The organism is Nocardioides pyridinolyticus (assembly GCF_054653575.1).
In genome coordinates this window covers 77,675-86,626 of the sequence record NZ_BAAIFY010000020.1, presented here as the reverse complement: position 1 = coordinate 86,626, position 8,952 = coordinate 77,675, and the positions used below count along the sequence as shown (strand labels likewise).

Genomic DNA, 8,952 nt, shown 5'->3' with positions numbered 1-8,952 from the left:
AGCAGCGCCCGGCCGAACACCTGGGCGGAGTACCACGTGCCGTCGTCGCTGCGCCGCGCGCCGACGCCCAGCACCCGGAACTCCCGGTCGAGGATGTTGTCGCGGTGGTCCGGCGACCGCATCCAGCCCCGGTTCACCAGGGCCTTGCCGGTGGCGTAGCCGTAGCCGACGTTCTCGCCGGCCTTGCGCAGGCCGCACTCCAGCAGGATGGGCAGGAGGTCCTGGTGGAAGATGCGCTCCTGCTGGGCCATCCGCTTCGCCTGGCGCACGGCGTACTTCTGCACGCAGGCCTGCCGCTGGAGGCGCACCAGGTCGTGCTGGGCGCGCTGCTTGTTGGTGGCGCGGAAGACGTCACGCTGGTACTCGCCCTGCGGCGTCAGTGCCGCGGCAGGCGCGCACCACAGGGACGCCGTGAGCGCGAGGGTCAACCCGAGAATGCGGGTCCTCATGTCTCCTCCTGGGCATGGGCTGGACGTCGGACCTCGTCTCACCGTAACCCGGCGCGGCGCGTGCTCCCAGCTCGCGTGGCAGCGGCGCTCAGGTTCGGAGCCGACGCCGCCGACCTGGCGTCGGCCAGATCGTCAGGCAGACCGTCGACCGGATGAGTGACCGGACGAGTGACCGGCGTGCTCGCCGTCGAGCCGGCCACGGGTCTCGGGGCTCAACAGCACGGCGGCGATGAACACCGCTGCGGCGCCGATGATGAACGCCACCAGTCGCCCGGGGATGTCGGAGACGGTCGGGCTCAGCAGGTTGACGAAGGTGGGCAGCAGGCCGCCGAGCATGAAGCCGGTGTTCCACGAGACCGCGGTGCCCCGGGAGCGGATCGGGGTCGGGTAGCGCTCGTTGAGGAAGATCATCACCGGCGAGTAGGCGGCGTTGGCCAGGAACGCGAGCAGGCAGGCCGCGAGCAGGATCTGCGTCGTGCTGTCCGGGTCGCTGCGGGCGATGAAGAGGGTGAGGACCGGCAGCGCGACGACGTTGATCACGCCCAGCGCCAGCATGGTCCGGCGCCGTCCGTAGCGCTGGCTCGCCTCCCCGGCGATCACCGACGCGACCACGACCACGAGGCTGCTGACCAGGAGCACCACGCCTCGAGGACCGGACGGCATCTCCACGACCGAGTCGAGCATCGTGGGCAGGAAGCCCGAGGTCAGGTAGTACATGGCGCCACCGCCGGCGGCGACCGCGATGTTGAGCAGCGTGATGCTTCCGTACTCGCCCTTGACCAGGTCGACGAACCGCATGCGCGCGGCCGGGGCACCGCTCTTCGCCGCCTCCTGGGCGGCGAGCCACATCGGCGACTCCTCGACCTTGCGCAGCACGAAGAGGCTGAGGAGGCCGCCCATCAGGCCGCTGAAGAACATCACCCGCCAGCCGAACTCGTCGAACGAGTCACCGGGGTAGAAGTGGCTCACGACGATGAACGTGACGCTCGCCAGCGCCGCGCCGATGCCGGCGCCGCCGGCGCCGATGAGGCCGCTCATCAGGCCGCGCCAGCGGGGCGGCACGCTCTCGGTGCCCAGGGTGTGCGTGGTCGCGGTCACGCCGCCCACGAAGAGGCCCTGGACGATGCGGAGGACCAGGAAGATGATCGGGGCGGCGACGCCGATGGTCGCGTACGCCGGGACGAGGCCCATCGCCGCGGTCGACAGGCCGACACCGGCCATGACCGCGACCATGATCGTCTTGCGCCCCTTGCGGTCGGCGAGCTCGCCGAAGAAGGCCGCACCCGCGGGACGCATCACGATGCTGACCGCGAACGACGCGAAGACGAGCGCCAGGCTGAGCGTCTCGGACTCGGCGGGGAAGATCTGGTGGCCGACCGCCTTGGCGACGTAGAGCAGCAGGAACAGGTCGAACAGGTCGAACGCCCAACCGGCCACGGAGGCGAAGGCGGCGGGGAGCGCCGACTTGCTCTGGGATGCGTCGACAGCGGGGTCACTCGTGGACTTGGACATGGGTCACCGTTCGTCTCTGGAGTCAGTACGACGCGCGTCGCGTCGCGCAGTGCGGTCCCGGCGGGCGTGCCGGAGGTTGCGGAGTCGGGTGCGGACCCGGTCGGACAGCGCACCGAGGAGGAGCGCGACGCCGCCGGGTGGGCGGGCGTCCACGTCGGGCTCGGCACCGGCCGCGGCCCGGTCCATGGCCCGCGCGAAGTCCTCGAACATGCGGCGGCTGACGTCTCCGGCGAGGGACCGTCCGAACCCGGCGATCCGGCCGGTGAGGAAGACCCGGGCCTCGGCGTGCAGCGAGACGCCGCTCCCCGAGGGCGTCGCCGTCATCACGATCTCCGCCTGGGCGCCGCCGCCACCGGCGTCCTTGCCCTGGCCGCGCAGGGTCAGCCGGTCGTCGCCCTGCTCCAGCACGTGGGCCAAGCCGTCGAAGGACAGCCGGACGGGGCCGAGGGCGATCCGGGCCCGCCCGCGGTACCAGTCGTCCCCGAGCTCGTCGGTCAGCTCCGCGCCGGGCAGGCACCGGGCCAGCAGGCGGATGTCCCCGAAGACGCGGGCCACCTCGGCCGGTCCCGACTTCAGCTGGCTCGTGACGTCGACGGTGATCGTCGGCGCACCCCCCGGGAGGGCGATCTCGTCGGGGTGCCCCCCGGCGGCCTGGACCTCGGCGACCGCCGCGGCCCCGGTCGCGGCCGCCCCGGCCGGCGTACGTCCCACCAGCGTGCGGCGGCCGCAATTGCCCGGTTCGGGCAGTCCGTCGCGGTGGGCGTGGGCCACCTCGTCGACGGCGTCGATGATGTTGCGGTAGCCCGTGCACCGGCACAGGACGCCCGACAGCTCGGCGGGCAGGTCCTCGGTGGTGACGTCCGGCTCGTGGGTGAGCAGGTCGTAGGAGCTCATCAGGAAGCCCGGCGTGCAGAAGCCGCACTGGAGGGCGTGGTGCTTGCTGAACGACTCCTGCAGCGGATGCAGGTCGTCCTGGCGGCCGAGGCCTTCGACCGTGGTGATCTCGGCCCCCTCGAGCTGGACCGCGAACAGCAGGCACGCCCGGGCCGCCTGGCCGTCGACCAGGATCGTGCACATCCCGCAGATGCCGTGCTCGCACCCGACGTGGGTGCCGGTCAGGCCGAGGTGGTCACGCAGCGCGTCGGACAGCGTCACCCGGGCCGGGAGCGACAGGGTGGTCGGGCTGCCGTTGATCGTCATCGTGACCTCGACGGTCTCGTCCGCCTCGGCGCGGGCGTGGGCCTCCGGGAGCCTCATGACGACCCCACCCCTCCGTTGGACCGCACCGACTTCGCGTACGCACGGGCGAGCTCACGGGAGACCAGGCCGGCGACCAGCTGGCGGCGGTACGCCGGGCTCGCGTGCGCGTCGCCCGCCGTCTCCACCACGTCGTCGGCGATGGCGCGGGCCGGATCGGCCAGCGCCCGGCGGACGTCGGCCTCCTCGGCGTCGGCGCCCGCGACGTCGAGCGCCGCGCGCAGCTGAGCCGAGACGTCGCGGGTGACCGGGTGGTCGGAGACGCCGAAGCAGCTGACCCGGGCCTCGGGGCCGGCGGCGGTGGCGCGGACCCGCGCCGCCACGCCCGCCAGGGCGAAGTCGCCGTGCCGGCGCGCGAACTCGCCGAACCCGAAGCCCTCGCCGGCCTGCGCGACCGGGAACCGGACCTCGATCAGCAGCTCGTCGGGCTGGATCACGGTGCTCATCGCGCCGGTGAAGAACTCGCTCGCCGGGACCTCCCGCACGCCGTCGGCGTTGGCGATGACCATGGTCGCGTCCAGGCACGCGGCGACCGCGGGCAGCTCCGCCGACGGGTCGGCGTGCGCGATGCTGCCGCACAGCGTCCCGCGGCTGCGGATCTCGCGATGGCCGACCCAGGGCAGGGCGTGGCGCAGCAGGGGGACCGCGGCGGCCGCGTCGTCGTACTGGACCTGTCGTTGGCGCACCGTCGCTCCCACGTGCAGCCGGTCGTCTCGGCGCGAGATCCGGCTCAGCTCGGGGACGGCGTTGATGTCGACGAGCGTGGAAGGCCGCCCCAGCCGCATGGCCAGCACCGGCACGAGCGACTGGCCACCGGCCAGCACCTTGGCGCCGTCGCGCCCGAGCTCGGCCAGCGCGTCGTCGGTCGTGGCGGGGCGGACGTATGCGAAGGGGGCGGGCTTCACCGCGAGATCACCGACCCTCGAACTTCGGCGTGCGCTTCTCGTTGAAGGCGGCGACGCCCTCGGCGAAGTCGTGGCTGGCCCGGAGCATGGAGTAGGCCTTCCGCTCCAGCTCGATGCCGGTGTAGAGAGGCCCGTCGACGCCGCGGTCGAGGACCTCCTTGGCGGTCCGCATCGCCATCGGCGAGAAGCCGAGGAGCGTGGAGACGACGGCCTCGGTCTGCTTCTCGAGCTCGTCGGCGTCGGCGCAGTTGTGGGACGTGAGACCCCAGTCGAGGGCCTGCTGCCCGGTGATCCGCTCGCCGGTCAGGATGTGGTACTTCGCCCGGGACAGGCCGATCAGCCGGGCCAGTCGCTGGGTGCCGCCGCTGCCCGGGATCATGCCGAGCTTCATCTCGGGCAGGGCGAAGCGCGACCGGTCGGTCGCGATCCGGATGTCGCAGGACAGCGCCAGCTCGAGGCCGACGCCGAAGCAGTAGCCGTCGATGGCCGCGATCACCGGCTTGGGGCTCCGTGCGGGCGCGGTGACGTTCTGGCCCAGGTCGGTCAGGTCGACCGGGTCCACCTCCATGAAGCCGGCGATGTCACCGCCGGAGGTGAAGTGCTCGCCCTCGGCCCGGATCACCACCACCTGCACGTCCTTGTCCGCGTCGATCTCGGCGAAGCGGTCGGCCATCACCTGGCGGGTCTCCCAGGTGATGATGTTGTAGCGGCCGTGCGAGAGCGTCAGGTTCGCGACCCGGCCGTCGTGGCTGCGGTCGAGCCGGATCTCGCCTCCGGTGAGGGGCATCTTCAGTTTCCTTCCGTCTGGTGGAGCAGGTGGTGGAGAACATTTCCGTGGAGCGGCAGTGAGTCGACCTTCACGCCCTCGGGGGCGAGGGCGTCGGCGACGGCGTTGGCGATAGCGACCGGCAGGCTCATGGAGCTGCCCTCACCGGAGCCCTTGGCGCCGAGCCGGGTGAGCGGCGAGGGGGTCACCACGTGGTCGCTGATCAGCGGGAAGCACGACTCCGCCGAGGTCGGGCACAGGTAGTCCATGAACGTGCCCGCCGTGGGCTGGCCCGAGTCGGCGTAGGTCATCTCCTCGTAGAGCGCCCCGCCGAGCGCCTGGGTGAGGGCGCCGTGGATCTGGCCGTCGAGCAGCGTCTGGTTCAGGATCGTGCCGGCGTCGTGGACGCTCGAGACGTTCTCGATCGTGACCTGCATCGTCTCCGGGTCGATCCGGACCACCACCACCTCGGCCACGAACCCGTAGCAGAGGCTGGAGTTGATCTGGTCGGTCCGCGAGGCCGCCTTCGACTGGGGCGGGGTGAAGGCCGCCTCCTCGTAGAGCCGCGCGGAGACGCCCTCCGGCAGCGAGCCCGGGTCCCAGTGCACCAGGCCGGCAGCGTGCCGGAAGGCCACCGCCCGCTGGGGGTCCGTCGCGACCCGCACCTGGCCGTCCGCCAGCTCGAGGCTCTCGGGGTCGGCCTCCAGGAGCACGCCGGCGGCGAGCTTGATGGTGGCGGCGATCCGGTCGGCGGCCTCGAGCAGGGCACTGGTCAGCAGCGGGGCGAAGCGGGAGGAGTAGCTGCCGGAGCTGATCGTCCACGGCGTGGTCGCCGTGTCCATCTCGACGCGGGGCCGGACCTCCTCGACGGGCAGGCCGAGGTGCCGGGCGACCACGTCGCGGGCCACGGTGGCGTGGCCCTGCCCCTGCGGCACCGTGCCGAGCAGCACCGAGACCACGCCCTGGGGGTCCACCGTGATCCGGACGTGCTCGGTCGAGCCCGACTTGCCTCGCTTCGCCGTCCGGTCCTGCACCGGCGTCGCGAGACCGACGTACCCGATGTTCGTCGCGGAGGGGTCGACGATGGTGGCCATGCCGATCCCGACCCACTCGCCGTTCTCGCGAGCGACGGCCTGCTCCTTGCGCAGCCGGTCGTAGGCGACGTTCTCGAGCGCCAGCTCGAAGGCGCGGTGGTAGTCACCGCTGTCGTAGATGCCCCCGCTGGGCGTGGCGTAGGGGAACTGGTCGGCCTGGATCATGTTGCGGCGGCGGACGTCGGCGGGGTCGAGCCCGAGCTCGGCCGCGATGTCGTCGATCAGCCGTTCCAGACCGAAGTAGAGCTGTTGGCCGCCGAACCCTCGGTTGAGCCCGGTGGGGGTCTTGTTGGTGACGACCGCGCGGGCCCGGATCTCGACGTCGTCGATGCGGTAGGCGCCGGTGATGTTGCCGAAGCAGCGGTAGAGCGTGCTCGGCTCCGGCGGGCGCAGGTAGGCGCCCACGTTGTCGATCAGGTCGACGCGGAGCGCGCTGATGACGCCTTGGTCGTCGACCGCCGCGGAGAACGTCATCGTCCGGTCGGAGCCCGCCGAGCTGGCCTGCAGGTGCTCGAGCCGGTCCTCGGTCCAGCGCACCGGGCGGCCCGCGTGCTTGCTGGCCAGCGCCATCAGCGCGATGTAGGGGTACACGCCGGACTTGATGCCGAAGCTGCCGCCGATGTCGGCGGGCACGATGAGCCGCAGCGAGGAGGTCGGGATGCCCAGGGCGCCGGCGACGACCGGGGCCATCGAGAAGGGGCCGTGGAAGTTCGCCCAGGCGGTGATCTCGGGGCCGTCGGCCCGGTCCTGCCAGTCGGCGACCACCGAGTAGCACTCCATCGGCATCGAGGAGTAGCGCGGGAAGGCGTAGCGGCCGGTGACGGTGCGGGCCGCCCGGTCGAAGGAGCCGTCGACGTCGCCGAAGGTGAAGGTGCGGTCCGTGGCGACGTTGCTGCCGGCCTCGTCGTGCAGCAGCGGCGCGTCCTCGCGGAGCGCGTCGTCGGTGCGGACGACCACCGGCAGCGGCTCGTAGTCGATCTCGACGAGCTCGGCGGCGTCCTCGGCGACGTAGCGGTCGGTGGCGATGACCACCGCGACGGGCTCGCCGACGAAGCGGGCCTTGTCGGTGGCCGTCGGGTAGTAGGGCGTCGCCGCCTTCACCGACAGCGGGAAGGGTCGCAGGGTGGCGAGGACCTCGTCGGGGCCGATCACCGCGGCCACGCCGGGGTGCTCACGCGCGGCGTCGAGGTGGACCCGGGTGATCCGGGCGTGCGCGTGCGGGCTGCGCACGACGGTGGCGACCAGGGTCCCCGGCAGTGGGTCCATGTCGTCGAGGAAGCGCCCCTGCCCGGTCACCAGGGCGGCGTCCTCGACCCGCGCGGGTCCGGTCTTGTCCGGCGTGGTCGTCGGCGGGGTCATCGCGGCGCCTCGTCGGTCTCGGCGAGCGAGGAGAAGTCGCCCGCGACGAGCTGCCGGCGCAGGATCTTGCCAACCGCGGACTTCGGGATCTGGTCGACCACGACGATCCGCTTGGGCCGCTTCATCGACGGCAGGCCCGAGGACTCGCGGGCGAAGGCCTCGACCTTCGCCAGCGTGCTGGCCGCGTCCACGCCGCTCTCCCCCACGACGAAGGCGGTGACCGCGTGGCCCCACTTGTCGTGGGGCGTGCCGACGACGACGACCTCGGCCACGTCGGGGCACCGGGCGAGGGTGTTCTCGATCTCCTCGGGGTAGATGTTCTCCCCGCCGGAGTTGATCATGTCGTCGACCCGGCCGGAGACCCACAGGTCGCCGTCCTCGTCGGTGGTGGCCAGGTCTCCGGTGAAGTACCACCCGTCGCGGATGGCCCTCTCGTCCGCGTCGGGACGGTTCCAGTAGCCGGCGAATGCCTCGAGGCTGTCCATGGAGACGGCCACCTGGCCCTGCTCGCCCGGGCCGACCAGCTGGTCCGGTCGGGCGGCCGGGTCGGGGTCGACGAGGCGGAGCCGGCTGAAGACCCCGGCCCGGCCGGCACACCCGGGCTTGGCGGCGCTGTCGGGTCCGATCGAGAACGTGTAGATCTCGGTGCTGCCGAAGTGGTTGACGAAGCGCTCGGGGTTGAGCGCCCCGGCCAGCTTCTCGGCCAGGGTCGGGGTCATCGAGGCCCCGGCGTACGCCACCTTGCGCACCGACGTGGCCTCGTCGAGGCGGCCGGTCTGGTGCAGGGCCCAGTAGATCGTCGGCACGAGGTAGAGCGCGCCGACCTTCTCCCGGGTGATCAGCTCGAGCGACTCCTCGGCGTCGAACTTGGCCTGGGGCACCCAGGTGCCGGCGGCGAGCACGGTGGCGAGCAGGCTGCGCAGGCCCATGGTGTGGAAGAGCGGCATGACGCCGAGGGTCACCTCGCCGGGGCCGTGGCCGGTCTGCACGAGGTGGGCGAGGGCCGCGTAGTGCTCGGCGGAGTGCGTGCGGGGCACGCCCTTGGGGCGGCCGGTGGTGCCGGAGGTGTAGAGCATCACGCTGATGTCCGCGGCGCTCGGCCAGGTCGGGAGCGCGCCGGTGGGGGCCCGGTCGACCTCGGCGGCCAACGAGGCGGTGCCCGCGGGCGCGTCCTCGGCCGGGCCGGCCCACACGAGGAGGGGCGGCGGCTCCTCGACGGCCTCCAGGGCCCAGACGGCGAGCGGGTGGGTGGTCTCGTCGACCACGATCAGCGTGGGCGCGCAGTCGGTGATGCAGTAGGCGAGCTCGTCGGCCCCGAACCGGGTCGAGAGCGGCACGGACACGATGCCCGCCTTCTGGGCGGCGAGGTGCAGCGTGGCCAGCGGCTCACCGCCTCGGAGCAGGAACACCGCCCGCTGCCCGGCGTCGGCCCCCAGGAGCCGGAGGGCGTGGGCGACCCGATCCGTGCGGGCGTCCCACTCGGCGTACGTCAACGGGGCCGGGCCGCCGACGGCGCGGCGGTGGGGGTAGCGCTCCGCTGTCCAGCGGAAGGCGGTGGCGAGATCCATGATCCATATCCGATCGTATGATTCAGACCATCTGGAAAGAAC

Annotated in this window: 7 protein-coding genes; all 7 read right to left on the bottom strand. The window is 72.4% G+C overall.

Annotated elements, in window-relative coordinates:
- A partial coding sequence (locus ACYQ0U_RS16725; protein ID WP_459974930.1) for a CAP domain-containing protein occupies window positions 1-449 on the bottom strand: 449 nt, incomplete at its 3' end.
- A 132-nt stretch (window positions 450-581) separates the two neighbouring features.
- A complete protein-coding gene (locus tag ACYQ0U_RS16720; RefSeq protein ID WP_459974928.1) occupies window positions 582-1,961 on the bottom strand; it encodes an MFS transporter in 1,380 nt (459 codons plus the stop codon).
- 3 nt (window positions 1,962-1,964) lie between these two features.
- Window positions 1,965-3,218, bottom strand: coding sequence for a 2Fe-2S iron-sulfur cluster-binding protein (locus ACYQ0U_RS16715; RefSeq protein ID WP_459974926.1), 1,254 nt, complete (start codon window positions 3,216-3,218; stop codon window positions 1,965-1,967).
- On the bottom strand, window positions 3,215-4,123 hold the full coding sequence (locus ACYQ0U_RS16710) for an FAD binding domain-containing protein (protein WP_459974924.1): 909 nt from the start codon (window positions 4,121-4,123) through the stop codon (window positions 3,215-3,217). Before ACYQ0U_RS16710 ends, ACYQ0U_RS16715 begins: the two co-directional genes overlap by 4 nt.
- 7 nt (window positions 4,124-4,130) lie before the next feature.
- A complete protein-coding gene (locus ACYQ0U_RS16705; protein WP_459974922.1) occupies window positions 4,131-4,910 on the bottom strand; it encodes an enoyl-CoA hydratase/isomerase family protein in 780 nt (259 codons plus the stop codon).
- Between the two features lie 2 nt (window positions 4,911-4,912).
- Window positions 4,913-7,342 (bottom strand): xanthine dehydrogenase family protein molybdopterin-binding subunit, encoded by a 2,430-nt coding sequence (locus ACYQ0U_RS16700; RefSeq protein WP_459974920.1) that lies wholly within the window; start codon window positions 7,340-7,342, stop codon window positions 4,913-4,915.
- Window positions 7,339-8,910 carry a class I adenylate-forming enzyme family protein gene (locus ACYQ0U_RS16695; protein WP_459974918.1) on the bottom strand — a complete coding sequence of 524 codons (1,572 nt, stop codon included), beginning with the start codon at window positions 8,908-8,910 and terminating at the stop codon, window positions 7,339-7,341. Before ACYQ0U_RS16695 ends, ACYQ0U_RS16700 begins: the two co-directional genes overlap by 4 nt.
- Between the last annotated feature and the right edge of the window lie 42 nt (window positions 8,911-8,952).

Excerpts from the sequence above, each read along its gene's own strand:
- ACYQ0U_RS16720 (WP_459974928.1), bottom strand. The coding sequence starts at position 1,961 with ATGTCCAAGTCCACGAGTGACCCCGCTGTCGACGCATCCCAGAGCAAG.
- ACYQ0U_RS16715 (WP_459974926.1), bottom strand. The coding sequence starts at position 3,218 with ATGAGGCTCCCGGAGGCCCACGCCCGCGCCGAGGCGGACGAGACCGTC.
- ACYQ0U_RS16705 (WP_459974922.1), bottom strand. The coding sequence starts at position 4,910 with ATGCCCCTCACCGGAGGCGAGATCCGGCTCGACCGCAGCCACGACGGC.
- ACYQ0U_RS16700 (WP_459974920.1), bottom strand. The coding sequence starts at position 7,342 with ATGACCCCGCCGACGACCACGCCGGACAAGACCGGACCCGCGCGGGTC.
- ACYQ0U_RS16695 (WP_459974918.1), bottom strand. The coding sequence starts at position 8,910 with ATGGATCTCGCCACCGCCTTCCGCTGGACAGCGGAGCGCTACCCCCAC.